We start from the raw sequence: 23,550 nt of genomic DNA on the forward strand, positions 1-23,550 counted from the left end.
TGTCATTATCGATTTTCGTCGAGGATTATGCCTCACGTCGTTTCAGGCGTTCTTCTGGAATGGCATAGAGGACTGCGGCAGTGCCACACCATCCGTGTAAACGCATCATCAGTCGATATCGAGCGAGATTTTCTGCCAGGAAGCACGCCGTCGGCCAGGCGCCATCGGCATTGTGATATACCGTCACGGCGAGAATCGGCCGCTCCCGGCGCAAGGTTGCCAAGCTGCCGCGTAAGGCCGGTAGTTCATGGCCTTCTAGATGGAATTTTGCAAAGCTGATGCGCAGGCCAAGATCGTCGAGTGCTTGTGCCGGAGTTCCTTGTATGCCGCTTGGATGAATTCGTGATCCGAGGTCCAGGCCGCTGGCAAATCGGCCTGGGCCGGTTTGTTCATCGAGAACGCAGTCCAGGAGGCGTATTTCCGCAGCCTCGCTGTTGGTGGCGAAGCGTCTGGCAAGTCGCTCTCGATTGACCGGATCGGGTTCGATCAGGGTGGCTTGCACCTTGCGCCCGGCCATGACCTTCAGAAAGCGTTCCGTAACCGATCCGTCGTAGGCGCCGGCATCGATGAAATACTCTTTGTCGCCAAGCGCAGCAACGACCTCGGAGATGAAGTAACGGTCATTGACGTTGACGGGAGCGCCATCGAACATCCATTCCTGACGCGCGTAACGCCATGCCAGAAACTGCAGGTGAGCGGCGCGAGAACAGTCGTCATGCCACGCGTCGAGCAAGTTTAATATTTGCGACAGAGCCAAGCTGTCTGGCCTTGGCAGGAACCAGCCATTCTCCATCAAGGTTGTTGCGGCATGTGGCTGGAGCAGGTCGTAAACCGGATGGACGTTTCGCCATCCGGCCGCGTTCAGGGATTCGCGAATAGGCTCATACGGTGCCGTGACCACGCAGACGCCAATTCTCAAGTTCTGGCGGTCGGCTACGGGCACGGCCTCCGGCACGATGACCGGGACTCCCAGAAGTTGGCCGCTGGCTGGAGGGTGGCGGTCGACGACATAGGGAACTTCGATCGCCAGTTGTTGCAGGAGCCGCAGGGCCATGTTACCCAGGTTGCCCGCACCGTAAAGGATCAGGGGGCTTTGGGCACCGGCGGTGGGCGTGGCTGGCGCTCCGGCAAACAACTGTAAGGCGAGCCTGCGGCTATTCTCGATATCGGGAAGGGGGTAGTGCATCATGTCAGTGGTGTCATGCTGGCCGCCCAGCCAGCCAGTCGGCGGTCTTCGGGAAAGCTGCGGGCATAGTGAAACACTGAGCCCTTGGCGTTTTCGCGCAGCGCGTAAGGCGGATTGCCGGACAAGTCCACCGGGCAGTTATCCTTGAAACGCCAAGTTTCTTCTCCCTGCGCGGATAAAAACCAATCAGCCGCTTGCGTGCCAAGGACCGTTGCAAAATCGTAACGACATTTGTCTTCGGTCATCAGCGCCATGTAGTGGCCGAGGAGCGAGCGATAAGTGACTTCGATCGCAAAGCGCGACCGGACGGTGCGAGCGGCTTCGGCCGAGAGCGAGGATCGCTCTTCGGGGTGCGTCATGAGGAAGCGCAGGGCTTCAGCAAAGCTAGTCGGATTGGTTACGACCAGGCCGGTACGCCCATGGTCGACCAGGCAACGCTCGGCCGGGTTATCCAGAACAATCGGGACCACGCCCATCGCCATCGCTTCGAGCAAGGCATTTTCAGTGGTTCCATAATGCTGAGGGTTGAGCAGGTAAGCGAGGATGTCGAGGTGAGCCAGAACATCGGCAACATCGGTTTGATAACCGCGCAACCGCAGTCTGTTTGCCAGGCCACGCTGAGCTGCTTCCTCAATCAGTTTCATGCCTGGCGCGCTGTCGCCGACCAGGTCAATGCAAATCTGGTGATCGTCCACTGCGCCGATGAAGTCGAGAAATCGGGGGTGCATCTTGGCAGGGGTAAGGGAGCCAAGATAGCCGACACGCGGCGGTTCATTCGAGCTGCGTTCCGGTACTGGCGGCAGATCATCGAACCCTCCTGAACTGAAAACCGTTGCCGTGCGTCGCCGGGCAGCATCGCTGAGCATGGCCAGGCGAGGGGCTGCTGCACTGCATGGCGATGTAAAGAGAAAGCGGGCTGGCAAGGAGACAAAGTCCGGCGTCAATGCCGGTGTATGCAAGCCGGATATGTGGCTCCACACAAGCAGTCGCATGGGGGCTTTCATTGCCGAGGCGAGCAGTGCCGTCACTTCAGGGTGGTGCCACCATTCCACCTGCACGATATCGGCCTGCCGAATGTGCATGTCGAGCGAGGCGCGTGAAGGCGTTATCAGTAACTGGCCGCCATTGGCCGCGACCGTATCAGCAAACTGAGTTTTTTCAGGAGTTTCGAGGCAAGCGATGGTATGCCGGAGAATCCCGCCCTGGCGTGCGGAATGCTCGACCATTCGTGAGAGAACCTTGCCGACGCCACCGCCAAGGTGAGCCGTGATATGCAGGATGTTGATCATCGGCCATTCATTTGAGCCAGTGGGGGAAAATTGTGGCAGTTGTTTCTGAACATGGTCGCGTTTATCCGGACGAACGGTTCATGCGCTCTAACAGCATGGGGGCATGGGCGTCGATGTTGTCCGGCAGGCAGTGGCTGAGTTGGCCGCAGGCAGCGCATGTCGGATCGTCCTTGCGGCATCCCCTGAGGTGCGCTATGCGGTGACGATGCATCGCTTCTCCATTCCAGATGTCCTTCAGCGATTCTGTTCGTGCGTCACCGATGACGAGTTTGCGTGCCCAGTCGAGGAAGCACAGGCTGACCGTACCGTCAGTGTTGACTGCCATCGAATAGAAAATATAAGGGCAGGTGGAAACTTCTTCGATGGTATTGCCGTAGATACCTTCGGTGATCTGGATACCGGCTCTCTCCTCGACATCGAACGTCGGCCAGCATGGTGCGAAATTTTCGATGAAAACGCGGTCGGCCATTTCACCGAAGGTTCCGAAAAACCGCATCTTGTCGTCTTCGCTGAGGATATCGCCCGGAATCTTGATGCAAATTTCGCAATCTCCCTTGCGTTCGTATAGCTTGCGGATGTTGTTTACGAACTTGTCAAAGTCGACGTGTGTCTTTGTGAAATCCCAGAACTGCTGGCTGGACATGCCGTCCACCGAAATGTTGATGCGATCGATGCCGGCATCGAGGATGGGACCGACCTTGTCGGGCGTCAGCAGGTAGCCGTTGGTGGTGGTGTCGATGTATTGGACATGGCCACTGGCTTTGGCATAGCGCACCATGTCGGCGAAGCGCGTATGGAGCAGCGGTTCTCCCTCCTTGTAGAGGCGCAGTACCTTGAGCGGCTGATCGAAATCTGCGAGATCATCGATGATTTTTTTGTAGATCTCGAAATCTAGCCGCCCCTGCCAACGACCGGTCGATTTGATCAACTCGCGGTCTCCGGTGGGGCAGAAGGTACACTGAAAATTGCAGGTATTGACCGGGTCGACGAAGAGTACGAATGGGGTTGCCAGCGGAATGACTGTCTCCAGCGGCGTCCGGTTTTCGAGATTGATGCGGGGTTTGATCTGGGCGGACATGGCGGGCTCGTCTTGATTTGGATAAATAGGATGATCGCAGGCCCGCCCCTAGTCAATCGATGCGGAGCAATTTGGCTATCGGTCGCGGGGCGGGGCTTCTGGTGTGATGCGTCGCGTTAGCCGGCGTACCTGAATGGCTGCGGGAACTTCATGGGCTCCGCCGGTAAGAAGGCAGTGGTTGCAAGCGTCGATGCTTTCGAGTTCGACGAGCGAATCGAGTGCTTTCCTTAGGGAGTGGTCATCGAGATGGTCAATGTCCACAGTTTCTCCGGGAGGAGAGGACAATCTACCCAACTGGATGCCAGCCAATTGATGGGGGCAACGGTACATGACGCCGCCGGACACTGAAATGCAATGCGTAAAGGCGCAATTGGCAAACGACTTCCGGAGCGCCGCTGCATCCAGATTCATGGGGGCGAACGTCCCGAGATCGAACCAAAGTTTGTTTTCCAGCAGGCGGTAGGCGATGCCGTGTTCGTCAAACAAGGTACGGCAGCGTTCGAAATTGTCTTTCAGTTTGCCGGATAGGTGTTCCCCATAATCGGAGAGGTTGACAGCGATGCGCGGATTGGCGAGTTGACGTAGTAATTCTGATGATGGAACCACTGTTCCGCTTGTATAGAGATAGACAAAGCCGATGCCCGGTGTCGCAAGAATTCCGCGAATGATTTCCGGAAGTTCACGATTCAACATGGTTTCGCCACCGGTCAGTGAAAAGCGGTCAATGTATCCACTGGCGGCTACAACGCGACGTACTGTTTTCAAGATACGTTCGCATGACTCCGTTTGCCGTGCTTCGTAATATGGCAGCGCTTCAACACAGTGCTGACAATTGAGGGTACAGCGGTTGGTGATGAAATAGGCAAAATCATTCAATTTGCCCGGGGAGCTGCCCATTTCAGTTGGCTGTTGTGGCGCGACCTTGCGCGCCGCTTCGCGGAAGGCAGTGCAGTGGCTCGGGTCTGCTCGGCAGCCCATGCATTCAAGAAGGTCTATCCCTTTGTTGTTCTGCAGCTTGCGATGGCATCTTTCCGAGGCCATTCGGTCGGCCAGGGCTCGCCCCCATATAGGGGCGGGGAGCTGCGGATAGTCTGCCGCGAGTTCATCCCGGATACTTTCGAAGGCGTGTCGTGAGTTGACCGCAACAACGAGGTCGAACGGTATTTCCGGCCTAAAGGTGGCCAGCCTTTGAGGCAACCAAACCGGGTGGCCATTGATCTCATGGATGGTTGGGGCATGTTTGTCGATGCATGCTAAAACGGGGAGTCCCAGTTCATCCAGTAGCCTGACGAGCTGCTTGCCTGCGCTACCTGCGCCGTAGACAACAAATGGCTGGGTTCCCGCTGGATTCAGTCCCATATTTTTCTCTCGGTTTCTGCGCTGAAGCGTTCTTCTACATAGAACGAGGCCTTCAACTCTTCGCTCATCACGATGTCCTGGCTGGCGACTTGTCCGAAAAGCCGGTCGACCAGCGCTGGATTGACCCGTTCGGCGGTGGGGTCGTGGCCAAGAGCCATCCAGTCTCCGATGAGCGCGGCTATGCCGGCATGTATTGCTGCTTTTTCCGGGAAGCGGGACTGATTCATGCCGGGAGGTGCGTTGACCATGCTGCCGTCTCGGGATGCGCGGACATACATGCCTTCCGGTGCAACCAGGACTGACTCCCAGAGAATGTGGTGTCTGTAGATATTGCTTTCCTGCCCGTTTATGAGCGGAGTAAACAGGCAGGCAGTGTTTTCCGTCATGTTGAACGGGTTGTCCTTGCCGAAGGTGCCCGTGATGTAATAGCCGTCCAGTGGGCGATCCAGCATGCGTTGCAGCGCATGCTGGATAGAGCCCTTGATTCCGAGATCGGCAACGGCGATACGAGTCTGCTTCATGATTCCGAGGCGATTCACGTAGGCCTGGTAGGATTCGCGTTCATCTTCTGCATTGGCAAGGATTTCGGCCATTCGTTTTTCGATCAGGGCGGCCGCTGCCGTATCGGCGTGGGTGAGGTGATCGTCCGCGCTTGCGTTCGGTTTGGATAGTCCGAAACGAAGGCGCAGCAGGCCATCGGAACTGCCCGAGTAGTTGTCGCGCAGGAGTTCGCGGACGTCGTCGGTGGTACGCAGCGCTGAGACACAGGCCATGCGCCGGGATGTCGCAAAATAGGTGCCTGTCGGCAGACTTTCCTGTAGTCCAAGGGCCTCGCGCAGGCGGTTGTAGAGGGGCGCGAGGACATATCCTTCGCGGGCCAGGAAAAGCAGGTGGTCTGCCGGTGTTTGCTGCAGGCGGCGAATCAGCCAGCCGAGCCAGACCAGCAAGGCTGGGCCAAAAAAACAGTAGCCGAGCAATTCAAAACTGTCGACTGTCGGCCGCCTGTCGGGAGCGATTGCGGAAAATGGATTTTCCATCAGCCGGCGCGATACCAGACCGAGAAGCAAGCCGTCGGAAAGCGTCAGAGCATCGCTCAGCGCGGGCATCAGGGTCGATTGGGCGAGCAGGTCGTTGGGCGACATGAGTCGGCAGGCATCGAGACCGTGTTCGATGGCGCGTAATTCATCGGAAGCCGGGTTGTCGCCAATATGGAGTATGTGGCGAGCGTCGAGGCGAACCTTGAGGATGTCGAACAAGTGTCCGTCTGCCTTGGAGGCATGTTCCTCGTTGGAGATCAGCAGCAGGTCTACTGGTCCGATATTGCAGCGCGCCAAAATGGATTCGATGGTACTGCGCTGCAGATGGGTATCGGTGACGATGGCAATGCGCATGCCATCGCGTCGGCATTGATTCAGGATGTCTAGGACGGGAGTGCGGGGAGCCGAGAGTTCAATTTCCACTGCAATTTCAGCGCGGTGAAGTGTTTCAGCGACGTCAGCCGGAATTCCCCGCCCGGTGTGCATTTCATCGTAGATTCGGGAGAGCGGATAGGCAAAGCGCCCGGCATTTTCTGTGCAGACAGCTTCGGCCTCCTTGCGGGCGGTGAGCACGTTGGTTGGCACACCGCTGCGTGCAACAGCCAGGTGGAGTATGTCGTCAGGATGTGATGCGGCGCGGACCACGAGGGTTTCGAACAGGTCGAACGAAATGACGTCATGGCCTGCCAGACGCGCTGCCAGTTCACTGCCCTCCGGCAGCTCTAGGGGGGGGCGGCTGCCAGCTGGATTCGGCGTACTGCCGTCAGGGAGCAGGGTGGTGATGCCGAGTTGTTGGCAAAGAGGGGCGATACGGCTGGCGATGGTCTGCCAGTAGATGTCGGAGGCTGCGATGACAATCGTGTCCACCTGCAGCGATACGAGCTCGGCTTCGCCCAGCACGAGACTGCCGTAAAAGCGTCGGCCGATGTTGGCTGGGTCCTTGTCCATCAACCCGACCACCGGCAAGTCGGACAGCTGATCCAGCATGTCCTTTGCGGCTACACCCAGGCCGTAAAGGGCTATCGCTCTCGGGTGCCGTTTGCCCAGCGCGGTTCGTAATTGCTGCTGGCGCCGGGTTTTAAGGGGTGGTGTCGGCAAGGCACTCAACGTTCGATGATAGGAATCGTACGTCCAGATAACTGCGCAGCGGCGACGACTTCCTTGGCGCCAACCGGGAGCGCGCAGTACCGACAGGAGTCGATCATCTTCTCGTGCTCAAATATGTCGAGTTGTTCTCGGACTTGGCGGGCATCGCCCGCGTAGAGCTCGACGGTATTGTTTTTTGGGATGAGGCCCAACTTCACGCCGTTGGCCTGGAAGGCGCAGTGGTACAACGTGCCGCGATAGAGGCGTCGGCAACTCTCGAGGAAGCAGTCGGCGTAGTTGCGCATCAGATCGGCATCGGGGAGTCCGTTCTGCTTGAATTTGATGAGATCGAACCAGTAGCGGTCGGAAATCTGGATAACCTTGACGCCAAAGCGTCGAAGCTTTTCATTGGTGTTTTCGATCTTCTGCTTCTTCTCGCTGGTCAGGCTTTGGCTGTAATCCGAGTTGGTGACGATGATGCGGGGGGAAACCAGTACTTGGCAAAGCTCATCCGATGGCAGCAGTGTGCCGTTGGTGAACACGGCGATATAGCCGATTCCCGGCAACTGCTTGATCTTGCGGATGACGTCGACAATATCCTTGTGAGCGAAGGGCTCGCCGCCTACGATGTCGAGGCGATGCAGGAATTTAATGGATTCCGTCAGCTTGCGCAGGTCGGCAACGATTTCGTCGGCGGGCACCATCTCCTTGCTGTCGAGGTAGGGTACGGCCTCGCAACACTGGGCGCAGCGCAGGTTGCACCATTCGCTGACGAGGTAGCCAACGCTGTTGAAGGTCGATCCCGTGCTCTTGATCGTTTGTGGAACATCTTCGGAGGCCAACCTTTCGGTCGCACGCCGGAAGAAGTCGCATTTGAACGGCTTTGTGTGGTAGCTGACGCAGGTCAGCAGATCTTCGTACTCGCCGTGTTCGGCGAGTTTGCCGCAATGGACGTTTTGCAGCACATAGGTCAGCTTGCGTCCGTCGAGCAATTGCGGGGGCGCACCGTTGCACAGGACAGCGATTTCGGCCGCCATCGATTGAAAAAGCTGGGCCGAACCGGAGGCCAGAATGAGCAGATCATCGCTGTCCAAACTGGCGACGCTGGCCGACGGGAGAACTTCGAAACCAACCGAGGTGTCGCTGCCATGCTGTATTTTGCGATCGAATCCGCCCGCTATACGCACTCCCAGTTCGTCGAGCCGACGGATGAGCAGCGTGGCGCTGCGGCCAAGAGCACCGTAGACATGAAGCTTTTTCCCGGACAGATGGCGGATGACATCTGCAGTGACCCGAGGGTCTGCCCGACCGGTGATCACCAGGCGATCGAACTCGCTATCCAGCGCAGCCATCGAATCGTTCATGCTGTAGGGCCTATATGAGGAAATGGTTGATGAGACAAGCGGATGGCGAGGAGGTTCACCGAGGGCTGCGGGATATCGCGCGGCCCTTCAAGTTACCGGTTTCCTGCCTGCTGCAGTCTAAGGCGCCGGAGTCCGCTCGCCAAGTCAATTGACGGTCGCCAGCCGGGGAGAATTTCCCCGGATTCCCATGGTGTAAATACCTCGCGTTGCCGGTAGGGGCGGGCTGACCAGTTTACGTGGGCGGGACGGGCTGGGTCTGCGGCATCGAAGAGCGCGACGAGTTCCCTGATGGTCACGGCCGATGCCGATGGGAGGCGGAAAATACGACGTGTGCCAGCTGGCTGTTTCGCTATTTGCGTGCAAGCCATGAGAAAGCCTTGAGCCAGATCGTCCACATGGACCAAGTGCAGGCGCTGTTCGCCGGGGGACAGTGCGAGCGCTCGCTCTGAGGCGACGCTGGCCTGAAGCTGGTTGAGCAGGCGCTGGCGCGGGTCGTCTTCGCCATAGCTGTCGTATAGGTGCAACTCGAGCAGGCGCAGTCCTGCCTTATCGAGGTAGTACTCCGCCAGTGTCGAAACAGCCTGCTTCATGGCAGCATAAAGGTTAACCGGGCGGTAATCCGCTCCTTCGTAGTGCTGCCAGGCTGTGCCGGCCCAGACCAGGGAATGGCAGCCGGCTTCATGCATGGCTTCCATGAGATGGGTGCTGAGCAGGATATTGGCGTCGATCAGTCCGGCAATATCATCGAAGCAATGTTCGGCCTTATAGCCGGCGGCCAGGTGAACGACAACGTCAGGTTTGAAGGTGGCGCAGAGTGATCTGATGCCGTGGCCTGAGCGGTCGGCAATGCCGGTTGGCAGATTTGTCCAGTTTTTGGGGAGTGCAGCGGGGTCTCTCGTCAGGCAGGCAACCAAGTGCCCCGCATCGAGCAGGGCGGGGATCAGATGTCGGGCGAGATAGCCGCTGGCGCCGGTAACCAGGATACGCATCAGCACTGCGCCCCGTAGTGGAAAGGGGTGTCGAAGTCTGACAACGGGGGGTGTTGCTTGTCACGGACCGACAGGGTGGGGGTGTTGATTCCCCAGTCGATGCCAGCGGAGTCCCAGCGGATTCCCCTGTCGCATTCAGGGGCGTATTCGCTGCTGACGTGGTAAACCACCGTCGCCGATTCGCTCAGAGTGCGGAATCCGTGAGCGATTCCGGGCGGGATGTAGAGCATGTTGGCGCGCATTGCATCGAGTTCGAGCAAGATGTGTCGGCCGTAAACCGGGGAACCAGCACGCAGGTCGACGACAGCGTCAAGTATCTTGCCATTCGTACAGTAGACGAGTTTTCCCTGGTCGGCGGGGGGGGTCTGGAAATGCAGGCCTCGGATAACATCCCGGTGCGATATCGAGTAGAAGACTTCAGGGAAATCCACGGGTAGTCCCAAGCGGTCGAATACCGTGTGCTGCATGATTTTGACGAAACGACCACGTAGGTCGTCGTGGCAGGGGGGCGATATCTCGATACAGCCGGGTAAGGCGGTTTGCCGGAATGAGAATTCGAGTTGGCTCAAAACCCGACTCCGAAATAGTTTTCTATCTTCGTTGCCACGTAGTCCAGATGAGCCTCACCGAGGCCTGGCCAGACGCCTACCCAGAAAGTGTTCTCGGCGGCACGATCGGTATTGATCAGGTCGCCGGCGGTGCGGAAGGCTCGGTCGGCAAAATAGGGTTGTCGTGTCAGGTTGCCAGCAAACAGCAGGCGTGTACCGATTCGGTATTGGTCCAGGTAGCGCAATAACTCGAGTCGTGTGCCATCCCCGGCATCGCGCAGGGTCATCGGGAAGCCGAACCACGAAGGTTCGCTTCCCGGGGTTGGCGAGGCGAGTTGGAGATGTTCGGCAAGCGGCAGCAAACGGGCATGAAGGTAGGCAAAGTTGTGTTGCCGCTGCGCGATGAAGCCAGGTAGTCGATCAAGCTGAGCCAAGGCACAAGCCGCCTGCATGTCGGTGATTTTCAGGTTGTAGCCGAGGTTGGCGTAGATGTACTTGTGGTCGTAGCCATAGGGCATCTGCCCGTGCTGTGAGCAGAAGCGCTTGCCGCAGGTGTTATCGCGACCGGGGGCGCACCAGCAGTCGCGACCCCAGTCGCGTATCGACTCAGCGATGCGCATCAATTCCGGGTGTCGCGAAAAAACAGCGCCTCCTTCCCCCATGGTGATGTGATGTGCGGGGTAAAAGGAGAGCGTCGCGATGTGTCCGAAACTGCCAACCTTGCGGGTAGCTGCCGGGGTTCCCCGCGTCCATTTGCTTGGGTCGGCATCGGTGGGTGAGCGCGCATGCCAGGCCGACAGTTCGTTTGGCAGGGTGTATCGGGCGCCAAGCGCATCGCAGCAGTCCTCGACGAGATAGAGATTGTGCTCGATGCAGAAACGGATGACGGAGGCGAGATCGAATGGGTTGCCCAAGGTGTGCGCCAACACGATGGCGCGGGTCTTCGGCGACAGTGCGGCATGTAGCTGAGACGTATCGATGTTGCAGGTGTCGAGTGAAACGTCGGCAAAGACCGGGATGCCCCCGTTTTGGATCAGTGGATTGACTGTCGTCGGGAAGCCGGCGGCGACGGTGATGATTTCATCGCCAGCTTGTAGTGCATGTTGCCCAAGCTGAGCAGCAAAAAGACTGGAGATCGCGACGAGATTGGCCGACGATCCGGAGTTGACGGTGATGCATCGTCCTGTCTCCAGATAGTTCGCCAGTCGTGCTTCGAATTCGGCATTGAATCGCCCGGTGGTCAGCCAAGCATCCAGCGAGGCCTCCACCATGGCCTGGATTTCCGGCTCGCCAACGACCTTGCCGGATGGGGGGATTGGCGTTGTTCCTGGAATGAATTGGTCGGCAGTCTCGTTGTCGGCCAGGTAGCGGCTGATCGCCAGTCGAATGGCATCCCTGCCGTCGTTCTTATCCATGGGGTGATTCATACTGATTGAGTTGTTCGTTGCAAAGATCGATCGCAGAGGCGCCATCAGCATGTCGGCGATACCAGGAACCGGTGATCCGGAGCGTTTCCGCAAAATCCCAGCGCGGCTGCCAACCGAGTAGTTCGCGGGCAGCCTGGCTGTTGAGTCGCAGGCAAGCAGTTTCGTGCGGGTGCGCCCCGGCCGAAGGCGACCAGATACCACCCAGTTCGTGCTTCAACTCTGCGCACAGATCGGCGACCGGGCGCATCGAGTTGTCGTCGGGACCAAAGTTCCAGGCGCGGGCGACATCGCGGTCTCCGGCCAGAAGGCGCGCGCCGACTGACAAGTAGCCAGAGAGCGGCTCCAGCACGTGTTGCCATGGACGGATCGCCGACGGGTTGCGGATATTTGCCGTCAGACCAGCGTGCACAGCACGCACGAGATCGGGAACCAGCCTGTCTTCAGCCCAGTCGCCGCCGCCGATAACATTGCCGGCTCTGACGGTGGCAATCAGCGGTGCATCGCTACAGGCGCCAAAGCTGGCCTGCCAGGACTGGGCCACCCATTCTTGGCAGGCTTTACTTGCACTGTAAGGATCCAGGCCCCCGAGCGGATCGCTTTCCCGATAGCCTGGGTGATCGTTGTCTGGTGCGTAGCATTTGTCCGAGGTGACAACCACTACTGCGCGCACCGATGGTGTCGCCCGGCAGGCCTCCAGCACATGGGCGGTCCCCATGACGTTGGTGCCAAAGGTTTCGACTGGTTCCCGATAGCCACGCCGGACCAAGGCTTGCGCGGCAAGGTGAAAAACGATTTCAGGCTTGACGCTACCGATCACTTGGTTGATGAACGCACGGTCGCGTACATCGCCAAGCCGGTGGTCCATGCGCTTAGCCAGGCACAGTTCGTCGAAAAGATTGGGGTTGCCCTCTGGCGGGAGAGCAATGCCATGAACACTGGCGCCCAAGCGCAGCAGCCAATGACTGAGCCAGCTTCCCTTAAACCCTGTGTGGCCGGTGATTAGTGTACGGCGGCCAGCGTAGGCGTCCATATTTAAGGCCAGGCCTTCCATGGGGCGGCACCGTTTTCCCAAAGCGACTCCAGGTGGATCTTATCCCTGAGCGTGTCCATCGCCTGCCAGAAACCACGGTGTTGGTAGGCGGCCAACTGTCCGGAGTCGGCCAACGCCGTCAACGGCTCACGCTCCCACATGGTCGAATCATCTGCAACGTACTGAAGCACATCCGGTTGCAGAACGAAAAATCCCCCGTTGATCCAACCACCGTCGCCCTGCGGCTTCTCGATGAATTCGGTAACACCGCTTTCGCCAATTTCCAGCGCACCGTAGCGCCCCGGCGGTTGGACGGCTGTTACGGTCGCCAATTTCCCGCTGTTCCGGTGAAAACTGATGAGTGATGAGATGTCCACATTGGATACGCCGTCGCCGTAAGTGAAACAGAAGGGTTCTCCGGCATTGAGGAACTTGGCAATACGCTTGAGGCGTCCCCCGGTTGCCGTATGTTCCCCCGTATCGACCAAGGTGACACGCCAGGGTTCCGAGTGACGCTCATGCACCTCCATCAGGTTGTTTTTCAGGTCGAATGTGACATCGGACATGTGCAGGAAATAGTTGGCAAAGTATTCCTTGACAACGTATCCCTTGTAGCCGCAGCAGATGATGAAATCGTTGATTCCATGATGGGAGTACATTTTTAAGATATGCCAAAGGATCGGCTTGCCGCCGATCTCGATCATTGGCTTGGGTTTCAGGTGCGTTTCTTCTGAAATCCGTGTTCCCAAGCCACCTGCCAGAATCACTGCTTTCAATTTCTGTCTCCGTTTCAAATGCGTCGGGCGTACGCGGGGATAGCGCTGCGGGCGGAACTGTTCAGAGCCGTGGTCAGCTTTTTTCGCGTGCCAACAACATGAAAAGTTGACGCATGTCGTCCAGTCCTTGTTCTTCGATGACCCGGGAGATCGTTTCCTTGAAGTGAGTGTAGTGTCCGGCGAATCGTGAATAGGACTGAATCGTAGTAACTGCAAGTTCTTCGGTCATCCCCTTGTGAAAGCTTGCCTGGCCTTCCAGTAGGGTGGTGATTGCAAGGTAGTTGCAGATCAGTTCTTGGTATTGGGTCAGCAAGGTTTGTCTGGCAAACGGAAACAGCGAGTGAAAAACGTAATGCACCAGATAGTTTTCCAGAATGTAGGCGTGCTGATCGAAAAACGGCGCGTAGTAGCGCAGGTGCGCTTCCGTGTGGCAAGCAATCCTTTCGCGGTCGGAGGACGGGTTCATATCCTTGAAGGCCAGCCCTTCCGCGGCTTCGGTTAGCAGGTTACGGAAGCGGTTATTGTGAGCCGAGGTCGGGATGTTGCCGATGACGGCTGTAACCAAAGCCATTTTCAACACCAGATTGGGATTGATTTGATCTATTTCCTTTTGCAGGGCTTCCGGGCTACCCAGCAGCGCGACAAAGCGCTGGAGTACTTCTTCCTGAAGCTGTCCCGCAGATGCCGGGGGGGCTTGAAGTGCGGACTGAAAATCTTCGAGCAATAGTCCGATCAAGATCAGTCGCGCATCGATTGTCAAATTACGGCACTGCAATATTCCGATAACCAACGCACGTAGATCGTTCAACTGCATCAGGGCTGTATCGTTATTCAGAGCACCGGCAAGAGAGGAAATGTTATCGAGAGAGGTATCGATGCCGGTTTGCACAAAGACCATCGGTTGTTGATTCAGAAGAATCAGCCGAGCTGCTTCCGGGCACGAAATTGACAGGGAATACTCCACCTGGATTCCTAGCTGATTTGCTCTCCGGGGAAAAGTTGCGCAAACCTTGCTGAGTGCCTGGTGGCCGAGGTTCTTTTGAATCAGGCAAAGATTATCTTGGTCCAAAAAAGCGCAGCGCCCTTGTTCGCTCATTGAAATGACGCCAAAGTGCTTGTCATCCCCTTTCGTTTCACTGCGTTTGACCGACAGTTCGAACAGTTTGCGCAATGCTTTGTGCTGGTTCTGCTTGTAATAATGGTAAGTTTTCTTGTCCAGATGGACGCGCCAACCGATGCAGCAAGAGTCTTCACATCGGGAGCCGGTGCATTGGAAGTGCGGGTAGTGGTCGGGGCAGAGAGCGATGGGGGTGTCGGGAGCTGTCATTTCGTAGCGATAGAAGTTGTTTAATTTGCTGCAACCACCCGGTTTTTTCCTGTCTGCTTGGCTTGATACATGGCTTCGTCGGCCCGTTTGATCACGCTGTGCTGTTCGTCGTCGGGATGTAGCGGTGTTACGCCCGCGCTGAAGGTGATGAGCACTTTTTCGTTGCCACTCAGGAAAAATTTTTTGGTCAGTTCCCGCTGCAGGCGGGTCAGGGCTGTAACTGCTTCGTCGAGACGGGTATCAGGGAGCAGGATGATGAATTCCTCGCCGCCATAACGTGCGACGGTATCCTGGGGGCGCAGGGTTTCGCGACAGACGTTGGCCAAGTGGATCAAAGCCTTGTCCCCTGCATCGTGTCCCAAACTGTCATTTAGCTTCTTGAAGTTGTCGATGTCCAGGAGGGCGATGCACAGTTGGGTTTCGTGGCGTTTGGCACGCGCCGATTCCTTGGCAAAAATGTCCTCCAGGCCGCGCCGATTGAGTGCGCCGGTAAGTTGGTCGTGACGCACCAGATCGCTGGTGGCCTCGAGTTCCTGTTCGAGCTCCTTGATGCGTGCCTCGGATTCCTTGACCTTCTCTTGAGTGGAGCGCAATTCGTCGCGCGAGCGCTGGGCATTGATCTGAACGGCGCGCGTTTCGCGCATCACCTCGTCGAGGACGCCGCCCAGTTCCGTGATGTCTTTGGCTGAACTGATTTTCCCGGCATAGCCTTCGATCTTGTCGTGGTAGTCGGATGTCACCTCGGCAAAATCGGCAAGATGGTCGACAAAACCCGCCAGCATCTGCTTGATCGCTTCCTTGGCCTCGAACAGGCTGGCTTTGAGCTGGCTCTGCTTGAACAGAACCTCTTTCAGGCGCCTTTCGGCATCATCCAGCGCACGTTGCGAAAGCGGCTTGCTGATGATTTCCCTGACGACTTCGACTTGTCCGTGCAGCCAATGATCTTCGAGCGTGAGCTCTGTAATGTTCTCGACCAGCAACCTGAGGAGGCTGAGCAGGCTTTGGCGCAGTTCGGTTTGGTCTTCGGCCAGCAGTTCCAGCTTGAAGGCAAAACGCTTCAGGCGTGTCAGAAACTCGGCAAGCTGGCTGGCCGTGTCGGCTGTGCGGATATCCTGAGCCAGCGCTTTGGCGTCAACCGATAAGGCAGGGGTTTCAAGAAGTTGCGTGGCAATCGCCGTTTCGAGTGTAAACGCGAATAGCTCGCGCAGTTCAGGTAGCAGGTCTTCGACCTGAGCGGGGGCAGTCGCCCCTGTCGGTGGGGGCGAGCCGCCTTCAACGGGTATTTCAGCGCTCGTCTCGGTTTTTTCCTGCTCGCGTCCCTGCCCCCATGATTTAAGCAATCCCTGCAGGCGGTTGAACAAGGTTTCCGGATTGGCTCCGCTGCCCGCAAGGACGTGTTCGAGCGATTCGCGCTTGCGTGCGGATGTGAGCCCCTGGTGCTTGGCATCCCACTGACGCAGTAGGTCGGCGATAAGTTCGGACCAGGCTAATTTCTGGCTGCTCGAAAGTGCCGTCACGAACTCGACGAGATGTCCTTTGTAGGCATCCCAATTGGCAGCCTTGACCGCGTCGTCGAGTTGTCTGGCCAGGCGAAGCTGGTCTGGAGAGATTCTGGGGAGTGCTGTGGCAAGTGCCCTGAGCTGTGTCTCGGGAAATCCGGGGGCCGTTGCCTTGGTTCCGGAAATTTCATGATAAAGGGTCAGGTAATTGTCCGGTGTGGGCGCAATCCGTCGGGCTGCCAACAGTCGCAGCGTTTCTCGGGCAATCTCGAATGGATTCGTCAGTGTGCTCATATTCGATGATCAGGCTATAATTGCGGCCCATCGCAACGGGCCCCCGTAGCATGAAGGTCGTGCAGTTGATTTGTAATCATCAGGTAGCGGTTCGATTCCGTTCGGGGGCACCAGCGGCATTATTCGGCGATTCCGCCATGGCCTAAGCGATGCGACAAGGCCTTTGCCGCAGCAATCATTGCTTTTGCTGTTGCACTTTCCCACTCGACGTCGAATTCTCCGATGGCTCCCAGCGAAGTAATTGCGGCGACCATATTCCCGGTGTGATCGTAGACGGGGGCGCTAAAACCGTTGATGCCCGGTGTCAAACTGCCGGTTGCGCGGGCGATACCATGCTCGCGGATTTCCGAGAGGGTTTTTTCCAGCTGGCGACGTACGGTGGTCACAGCAGTATTGCTCGACGCGGCAATCTCTTTGAGTTCGTCATCAAGCAGCTTCTTCAAATAAGGCGAGCGGTAGAAAGTTGCGAAAGCTCTGCCCGTTGCCGACTTGCATAGTGGCAAAGTGGTGCCGGCTCTCAGGGTGATAGTGATCGGACCTCCTGCGTCGGCGATGCGAACAATGGTCGCGCCATGCGTTCCCCAGACCGCCAGAGCCACGGTTTCGTGTATCTCTTCACAGAGCGTTTCGAGAATAGGCCCCGACAAGCGCACGGGATCCAGGCGTCCCAGCCCGGACAGCCCAAGTTCCAGTGCATAGGCACCCAGATCGTAACGGCCGCTGCTGGAGTCCTGCTCGACGATGCCAATGCGCAGAAAACTCACCATGTAGCGGTGGGCTTTTGCGGCTGGCATGCCCGCCCCTTTGGCGATGTCCCGTAACATCATCGGGCGGTTCGTGGACGCGAGAACTTTGAGCAGGCGAAAACCAACCTCAACCGATTGAATGCCCTGGCGATCAGTCGCAACTTTAGTAACCATGGTGGATTGTCTGGTGTGAAAGCTACATTCTATGCATCTATGACCCGATTGAGGGGGCGAATATAATCGCTGGCACGAATACATGTATATAGGGAGGGTTTCATGCGAGCTGTTCTGGTTGCAAATCCAAAGGGAGGGGCCGGAAAAACCACGCTGGCGACAAATCTGTCAGGCTATTTTGCGAATCAGGGCAAGAAGACCACCCTGTGTGATCTGGATCGCCAGCAATCCTCTCTGCGCTGGATGGCCTTTCGTGATCCGGTATTGCCTGCTATTACCGGTTATTACGGTGGAAACCAGATCTCGCTCAGTTTGCCGCGTGAAGCGGATTGGGTCATTGTCGACGCGCCGGCCGGCCTGCAGGGGTACAAGCTATCGGATTACCTGAAAACGGTTGACAAGGTGCTGGTTCCTCTTGTGCCTTCGGTATTTGACATGGCGGCCACCGAAGACTTTCTTAACTCCATTCGCGCTGAGATTCGTGGTGTGCGTGCAAAAGTCGGGATCGTCGCCATGCGGGTCGATCCGCGTACAAAAGCGGCGAGCATGCTTGAGGAGTTTCTGAAGCATTTTGATATCCCCATCGTCGCGTATGTGCGCAACACCCAGAACTACGTCAACGTTGCTGCCGCTGGCGCTACGGTATTCGATCCCCCGCGCGCCAAAAACCGCCGAGACTTGGAGCAGTGGTCTTCGCTTGTGCAATGGGTTGAAAAAAAATAACTCCGATTTTGCGAGATAGTTGTTGACGGCTTTGGGTGGGGTCTGGATAATGCGCCCCTCTGACGGACGCGGGGTGGAGCAGTTGGCAGCTCGTCGGGCTCATAACCCGAAGGTCGCAGGTTCAAGTCCTGCCCCCGCAACCAAAAAACTGAACGCTTGGCAAAGCCAAGCGTTTTGTTTCTGAAGTTGGAAAAAGTCAAGTTGCTTGTGAAGTTGTTGAAAAATAATTTCTGAAGTAGCTTGACTGGAGTTGGGGGGTGCTTCATAATCTCGCCTCTCTGCTGCTGACGAATCGAACGAAACGGCGCGGCACTGATCTTTAACAAATTGGACAACCGATAAGTGTGGGTGTCTTGATGCGAAGCGACGCAAGTTGCAAAAGAGTATTAAGGCAAACGCACTGGTGAAAAAAGATGGAGCAATCCATCGAGGTAGAGAAATCTACCGTCAGTGAATTTGCGAGTTTGTTGGATTGAACTGAAGAGTTTGATCCTGGCTCAGATTGAACGCTGGCGGCATGCCTTACACATGCAAGTCGAACGGCAGCGGGGACTTCGGTCCGCCGGCGAGTGGCGAACGGGTGAGTAAAGTATCGGAACGTACCTTTCAGTGGGGGATAACGTAGCGAAAGTTACGCTAATACCGCATATTCTGTGAGCAGGAAAGCAGGGGATCGCAAGACCTTGCGCTGATTGAGCGGCCGATATCAGATTAGCTAGTTGGTGGGGTAAAGGCCTACCAAGGCGACGATCTGTAGCGGGTCTGAGAGGATGATCCGCCACACTGGAACTGAGACACGGTCCAGACTCCTACGGGAGGCAGCAGTGGGGAATTTTGGACAATGGGGGCAACCCTGATCCAGCCATGCCGCGTGAGTGAAGAAGGCCTTCGGGTTGTAAAGCTCTTTCGGCCGGGAAGAAATCGCATAGGTTAATACCCTGTGTGGATGACGGTACCGGAATAAGAAGCACCGGCTAACTACGTGCCAGCAGCCGCGGTAATACGTAGGGTGCGAGCGTTAATCGGAATTACTGGGCGTAAAGCGTGCGCAGGCGGTTTCGTAAGACAGAGGTGAAATCCCCGGGCTCAACCTGGGAACTGCCTTTGTGACTGCGAAGCTAGAGTACGGCAGAGGGGGGTGGAATTCCACGTGTAGCAGTGAAATGCGTAGAGATGTGGAGGAACACCGATGGCGAAGGCAGCCCCCTGGGCCGATACTGACGCTCATGCACGAAAGCGTGGGTAGCAAACAGGATTAGATACCCTGGTAGTCCACGCCCTAAACGATGTCAACTAGGTGTTGGGTGGGTAAAACCATTTAGTACCGTAGCTAACGCGTGAAGTTGACCGCCTGGGGAGTACGGCCGCAAGGTTAAAACTCAAAGGAATTGACGGGGACCCGCACAAGCGGTGGATGATGTGGATTAATTCGATGCAACGCGAAAAACCTTACCTACCCTTGACATGTTCAGAATCCTGGAGAGATTTGGGAGTGCCCGAAAGGGAGCTGGAACACAGGTGCTGCATGGCTGTCGTCAGCTCGTGTCGTGAGATGTTGGGTTAAGTCCCGCAACGAGCGCAACCCTTGTCGTTAATTGCCATCATTTAGTTGGGCACTTTAACGAGACTGCCGGTGACAAACCGGAGGAAGGTGGGGATGACGTCAAGTCCTCATGGCCCTTATGGGTAGGGCTTCACACGTCATACAATGGTCGGTACAGAGGGTTGCCAAGCCGCGAGGTGGAGCCAATCCCAGAAAGCCGATCGTAGTCCGGATTGCAGGCTGCAACTCGCCTGCATGAAGTCGGAATCGCTAGTAATCGCGGATCAGCATGTCGCGGTGAATACGTTCCCGGGTCTTGTACACACCGCCCGTCACACCATGGGAGCGGGTTCCGCCAGAAGTAGGTAGCCTAACCGCAAGGGGGGCGCTTACCACGGCGGGGTTCGTGACTGGGGTGAAGTCGTAACAAGGTAGCCGTAGGGGAACCTGCGGCTGGATCACCTCCTTTCTAGAGAAGCATCCTGGCACCCACAACTTATCGGTTGTTCAGAAGTAGCAAACAGACGAGGGTCTGTAGCTCAGTCGGTTAGAGCACCGTCTTGATAAGGCGGGGGTCGTTGGTTCGATTCCAACCAGACCCACCAACGTCATCAAGAAAGCTTGCAGTACGAGGCGCAAGGAAAGGCCGCATAGCAGCGCTATGCAACTGACCGAGCAACAAAGTAATGCATGCTTTACGGGGGATTAGCTCAGCTGGGAGAGCACCTGCTTTGCAAGCAGGGGGTCGTCGGTTCGATCCCGTCATCCTCCACCAAAACCCAAAGATAAGCAGCGATGTTTATCTTTGGCTTTTGAGAAATCAAATTGCTACGCTCTTTAACAAAACGGAAGAAGGTTGTGTATCGCAGTGATGAGCTGCTGATACACGTTGTGATTGCATCTGTTCTCGTATTACAGCTAGTACGAGACAGCACAAATGAGTTGCCTGTAGCCGCTCTCTAACGAGAGCACAAGGTTATAGGATCAAGCGACTAAGTGCATGTGGTGGATGCCTTGGCGATCACAGGCGATGAAGGACGTGCAAGCCTGCGAAAAGCGGGGGGGAGCTGGCAATGAAGCTTTGATCCCCCGATGTCCGAATGGGGAAACCCACTCAGCAATGAGTATCCTGATCTGAATACATAGGGTCAGGAGGCGAACCCGGTGAACTGAAACATCTAAGTAGCCGGAGGAAAAGAAATCAACCGAGATTCCCCAAGTAGTGGCGAGCGAACGGGGAAGAGCCTGCTAGTGATAGCGGAACTGTTAAGAGAACGGAATGGAAAGTCCGGCCGTAGTGGGTGATAGCCCCGTATTTGAAAACAGATCCGTGGTACTAAGTTAGCGAAAAGTAGGGCGGGGCACGTGAAACCTTGTCTGAACATGGGGGGACCATCCTCCAAGGCTAAATACTCGTGATCGACCGATAGTGAACCAGTACCGTGAGGGAAAGGCGAAAAGAACCCCGGGAGGGGAGTGAAATAGAACCTGAAACCGCATGCATACAAACAGTGGGAGCCTCCTTGTGGGGTGACTGCGTACCTTTTGTATAATGGGTCAGCGACTTACGTTATGTTGCGAGCTTAACCGAATAGGGGAGGCGTAGCGAAAGCGAGTCTGATAAGGGCGTTTAGTAGCATGGCGTAGACCCGAAACCGGATGATCTATCCATGGCCAGGATGAAGGTGCCGTAACAGGTACTGGAGGTCCGAACCCACTAACGTTGAAAAGTTAGGGGATGAGCTGTGGATAGGGGTGAAAGGCTAAACAAATCCGGAAATAGCTGGTTCTCCCCGAAAACTATTTAGGTAGTGCGTCACATATCACTTCCGGGGGTAAAGCACTGTTATGGCTAGGGGGTCATCGCGACTTACCAAACCATGGCAAACTCTGAATACCGGAAAGTGCGAGTGTGGCAGACAGACAGTGGGTGCTAACGTCCATTGTCAAGAGGGAAACAACCCAGACCGCCAGCTAAGGTCCCCAAGACACAGTTAAGTGGGAAACGAGGTGGGAAGGCATAGACAGCTAGGAGGTTGGCTTAGAAGCAGCCACCCTTTAAAGAAAGCGTAATAGCTCACTAGTCGAGTCGTCCTGCGCGGAAGATGTAACGGGGCTCAAACTGTGCACCGAAGCTGCGGATATCGAAAGATATGGTAGGGGAGCGTTCTGTAGGTCTGTGAAGGTGTCTTGTAAAGGATGCTGGAGATATCAGAAGTGCGAATGCTGACATGAGTAGCGATAAAGGGAGTGAAAAGCTCCCTCGCCGAAAGCCCAAGGTTTCCTACGCAACGTTCATCGGCGTAGGGTGAGTCGGCCCCTAAGGCGAGGCTGAAAAGCGTAGTCGATGGGAAACAGGTCAATATTCCTGTACCGATTCTAGATGCGATGTGGGGACGGAGAAGGTTAGGTCAGCCAACTGTTGGAATAGTTGGTTTAAGCGTGTAGGCGTGCCCCTTAGGCAAATCCGGGGGGCTAAGCTGAGGCGTGACGACGAGGCACTACGGTGCTGAAGTGATTGATACCAAGCTTCCAGGAAAAGCCACTAAGCTTCAGTCTAGAGTCGACCGTACCGCAAACCGACACAGGTGGGCAGGATGAAAATTCTAAGGCGCTTGAGAGAACTCAGGAGAAGGAACTCGGCAAATTGACACCGTAACTTCGGGAGAAGGTGTGCCCCGGTAGGTTGTAGAGATTTACTCTCGAAGGCCGATGGGGTTGCAGTGAAATGGTGGCTGCGACTGTTTAATAAAAACACAGCACTCTGCAAACACGAAAGTGGACGTATAGGGTGTGACGCCTGCCCGGTGCTGGAAGATTAAGTGATGGGGTGCAAGCTCTTGATCGAAGTCCCAGTAAACGGCGGCCGTAACTATAACGGTCCTAAGGTAGCGAAATTCCTTGTCGGGTAAGTTCCGACCTGCACGAATGGCGTAACGATGGCCACACTGTCTCCTCCTGAGACTCAGCGAAGTTGAAATGTTTGTGAAGATGCAATCTCCCCGCGGCAAGACGGAAAGACCCCATGAACCTTTACTGCAGCTTTGCATTGGACTTTGAACCGGTTTGTGTAGGATAGGTGGGAGACTGTGAAACCGGGACGCTAGTCTCGGTGGAGTCGTCCTTGAAATACCACCCTGATTTGTTTGAGGTTCTAACCTTGGTCAGTGAATCCTGACCGGGGACCGTGCATGGTAGGCAGTTTGACTGGGGCGGTCTCCTCCCAAAAGGTAACGGAGGAGTACGAAGGTACGCTTAGGGCGGTCGGACATCGCCCATAAAGTGCAATGGCAAAAGCGTGCTTGACTGCGAGACCCACAAGTCGAGCAGGTGCGAAAGCAGGTCATAGTGATCCGGTGGTTCTGTATGGAAGGGCCATCGCTCAACGGATAAAAGGTACTCTGGGGATAACAGGCTGATACCGCCCAAGAGTTCATATCGACGGCGGTGTTTGGCACCTCGATGTCGGCTCATCTCATCCTGGGGCTGTAGCCGGTCCCAAGGGTATGGCTGTTCGCCATTTAAAGAGGTACGTGAGCTGGGTTTAAAACGTCGTGAGACAGTTTGGTCCCTATCTGCCGTGGGCGCTGGATATTTGAAGGGGGCTGCTCCTAGTACGAGAGGACCGGAGTGGACGAACCTCTGGTGTACCGGTTATGACGCCAGTCGTATCGCCGGGTAGCTATGTTCGGAAGAGATAAACGCTGAAAGCATCTAAGCGTGAAACTTGCCTTAAGATGAGATATCCCGGAGTCTTGAACTCCTTGAAGGGTCGTCGAAGACCACGACGTTGATAGGTCAGGTGTGGAAGCGCAGTAATGCGTTAAGCTAACTGATACTAATTGCCCGTACGGCTTGATCCTATAACCTTGGATCTCTACAACAACTCATACCAACAATCACAACACCTTCTTCCAGTTTTGCGCTGCAACCGCAGCGTTACAAGTTACGTCTGGCGTCAATAGCCTGCTGGTACCACCCCTTCCCATCCCGAACAGGACCGTGAAACAGCATCGCGCCAATGATAGTGAGCTTCCGCTCGCGAAAGTAGGTCAACGCCAGACTCCCCATTCAA

At 56.2% G+C, this 23,550-nt stretch carries 15 protein-coding genes, 4 tRNA genes and 3 rRNA genes; 8 read left to right on the plus strand and 14 right to left on the minus strand.

Annotation, left to right across the window (positions count from 1 at the left end):
* Nucleotides 1-25: 25 nt before the first annotated feature.
* From AB6Q56_RS01125 to AB6Q56_RS01185, 13 genes are all read right to left on the minus strand, one after another.
* The gene (locus AB6Q56_RS01125; RefSeq protein WP_434515374.1) at nucleotides 26-1,189 is read right to left on the minus strand and encodes an FkbM family methyltransferase; all 1,164 of its coding nucleotides are present in this window, start codon (nucleotides 1,187-1,189) and stop codon (nucleotides 26-28) included.
* Nucleotides 1,186-2,475, minus strand: coding sequence for a glycosyltransferase family 4 protein (locus AB6Q56_RS01130; protein WP_434515375.1), 1,290 nt, complete (start codon nucleotides 2,473-2,475; stop codon nucleotides 1,186-1,188). The genes AB6Q56_RS01125 and AB6Q56_RS01130 overlap by 4 nt, the downstream gene beginning before the upstream one ends.
* Nucleotides 2,476-2,536: 61 nt before the next feature.
* Entirely contained in the window at nucleotides 2,537-3,553 is a 1,017-nt protein-coding gene (locus tag AB6Q56_RS01135; RefSeq protein ID WP_434515376.1) for a radical SAM/SPASM domain-containing protein, read from the minus strand.
* A 75-nt stretch (nucleotides 3,554-3,628) separates the two neighbouring features.
* The gene (locus AB6Q56_RS01140; protein WP_434515377.1) at nucleotides 3,629-4,912 is read right to left on the minus strand and encodes a radical SAM protein; all 1,284 of its coding nucleotides are present in this window, start codon (nucleotides 4,910-4,912) and stop codon (nucleotides 3,629-3,631) included.
* Nucleotides 4,903-6,936 carry a hypothetical protein gene (locus AB6Q56_RS01145; protein WP_434515378.1) on the minus strand — a complete coding sequence of 678 codons (2,034 nt, stop codon included), beginning with the start codon at nucleotides 6,934-6,936 and terminating at the stop codon, nucleotides 4,903-4,905. The genes AB6Q56_RS01140 and AB6Q56_RS01145 overlap by 10 nt, the downstream gene beginning before the upstream one ends.
* Before the next feature lie 116 nt (nucleotides 6,937-7,052).
* Nucleotides 7,053-8,399, minus strand: coding sequence for a radical SAM protein (locus tag AB6Q56_RS01150; protein ID WP_434515379.1), 1,347 nt, complete (start codon nucleotides 8,397-8,399; stop codon nucleotides 7,053-7,055).
* A gap of 92 nt (nucleotides 8,400-8,491) precedes the next feature.
* A complete protein-coding gene (locus tag AB6Q56_RS01155; RefSeq protein ID WP_434515380.1) occupies nucleotides 8,492-9,388 on the minus strand; it encodes an NAD-dependent epimerase/dehydratase family protein in 897 nt (298 codons plus the stop codon).
* Nucleotides 9,388-9,957, minus strand: coding sequence for a dTDP-4-dehydrorhamnose 3,5-epimerase (gene rfbC / locus AB6Q56_RS01160; RefSeq protein ID WP_434515381.1), 570 nt, complete (start codon nucleotides 9,955-9,957; stop codon nucleotides 9,388-9,390). The genes AB6Q56_RS01155 and rfbC overlap by 1 nt, the downstream gene beginning before the upstream one ends.
* Complete coding sequence (gene rfbH / locus AB6Q56_RS01165) at nucleotides 9,954-11,351, minus strand: lipopolysaccharide biosynthesis protein RfbH (RefSeq protein WP_434515382.1); 1,398 nt, start codon at nucleotides 11,349-11,351, stop codon at nucleotides 9,954-9,956. The genes rfbC and rfbH overlap by 4 nt, the downstream gene beginning before the upstream one ends.
* Complete coding sequence (rfbG, locus tag AB6Q56_RS01170; protein WP_434515383.1) at nucleotides 11,344-12,414, minus strand: CDP-glucose 4,6-dehydratase; 1,071 nt, start codon at nucleotides 12,412-12,414, stop codon at nucleotides 11,344-11,346. Before rfbG ends, rfbH begins: the two co-directional genes overlap by 8 nt.
* The gene (gene rfbF / locus AB6Q56_RS01175) at nucleotides 12,396-13,160 is read right to left on the minus strand and encodes a glucose-1-phosphate cytidylyltransferase (RefSeq protein WP_434517111.1); all 765 of its coding nucleotides are present in this window, start codon (nucleotides 13,158-13,160) and stop codon (nucleotides 12,396-12,398) included. The genes rfbG and rfbF overlap by 19 nt, the downstream gene beginning before the upstream one ends.
* A gap of 82 nt (nucleotides 13,161-13,242) precedes the next feature.
* Nucleotides 13,243-14,496 (minus strand): flagellin lysine-N-methylase, encoded by a 1,254-nt coding sequence (fliB, locus tag AB6Q56_RS01180; RefSeq protein ID WP_434515384.1) that lies wholly within the window; start codon nucleotides 14,494-14,496, stop codon nucleotides 13,243-13,245.
* A 20-nt stretch (nucleotides 14,497-14,516) separates the two neighbouring features.
* Nucleotides 14,517-16,289, minus strand: a complete 1,773-nt coding sequence (locus AB6Q56_RS01185; RefSeq protein ID WP_434515385.1) for a diguanylate cyclase — start codon at nucleotides 16,287-16,289, stop codon at nucleotides 14,517-14,519.
* A gap of 39 nt (nucleotides 16,290-16,328) precedes the next feature.
* Between AB6Q56_RS01185 and AB6Q56_RS01190 the strand changes: the two genes are divergently transcribed.
* Nucleotides 16,329-16,402 (plus strand) — tRNA-Thr (locus AB6Q56_RS01190).
* Between the two features lie 6 nt (nucleotides 16,403-16,408).
* Here the strand turns inward: AB6Q56_RS01190 and AB6Q56_RS01195 are convergent.
* Nucleotides 16,409-17,209 carry an IclR family transcriptional regulator gene (locus AB6Q56_RS01195; protein ID WP_434515386.1) on the minus strand — a complete coding sequence of 267 codons (801 nt, stop codon included), beginning with the start codon at nucleotides 17,207-17,209 and terminating at the stop codon, nucleotides 16,409-16,411.
* A 102-nt stretch (nucleotides 17,210-17,311) separates the two neighbouring features.
* Between AB6Q56_RS01195 and AB6Q56_RS01200 the strand changes: the two genes are divergently transcribed.
* The 7 genes from AB6Q56_RS01200 (at nucleotide 17,312) to rrf (ending at nucleotide 23,539) form a co-directional block, all read left to right on the plus strand.
* On the plus strand, nucleotides 17,312-17,932 hold the full coding sequence (locus AB6Q56_RS01200) for a ParA family protein (RefSeq protein WP_434515387.1): 621 nt from the start codon (nucleotides 17,312-17,314) through the stop codon (nucleotides 17,930-17,932).
* Nucleotides 17,933-17,999: 67 nt separating this feature from the next.
* Nucleotides 18,000-18,075: transfer RNA gene (locus AB6Q56_RS01205), tRNA-Met, on the plus strand.
* Between the two features lie 331 nt (nucleotides 18,076-18,406).
* A 16S ribosomal RNA gene (locus tag AB6Q56_RS01210) occupies nucleotides 18,407-19,944 on the plus strand.
* A 59-nt stretch (nucleotides 19,945-20,003) separates the two neighbouring features.
* A tRNA-Ile gene (locus AB6Q56_RS01215) sits at nucleotides 20,004-20,080 on the plus strand.
* A 94-nt stretch (nucleotides 20,081-20,174) separates the two neighbouring features.
* Nucleotides 20,175-20,250 (plus strand) — tRNA-Ala (locus tag AB6Q56_RS01220).
* 207 nt (nucleotides 20,251-20,457) lie between these two features.
* Nucleotides 20,458-23,338, plus strand: a 23S ribosomal RNA gene (locus tag AB6Q56_RS01225).
* 88 nt (nucleotides 23,339-23,426) lie between these two features.
* Nucleotides 23,427-23,539 (plus strand): 5S ribosomal RNA (gene rrf, locus AB6Q56_RS01230).
* Together the 16S, 23S and 5S rRNA genes with 3 tRNA genes alongside form the textbook arrangement of a ribosomal RNA operon.
* The last annotated feature ends 11 nt before the right edge of the window (nucleotides 23,540-23,550 follow it).

The organism is Dechloromonas sp. ARDL1 (assembly GCF_051122455.1).
Lineage (GTDB): Bacteria > Pseudomonadota > Gammaproteobacteria > Burkholderiales > Rhodocyclaceae > Azonexus.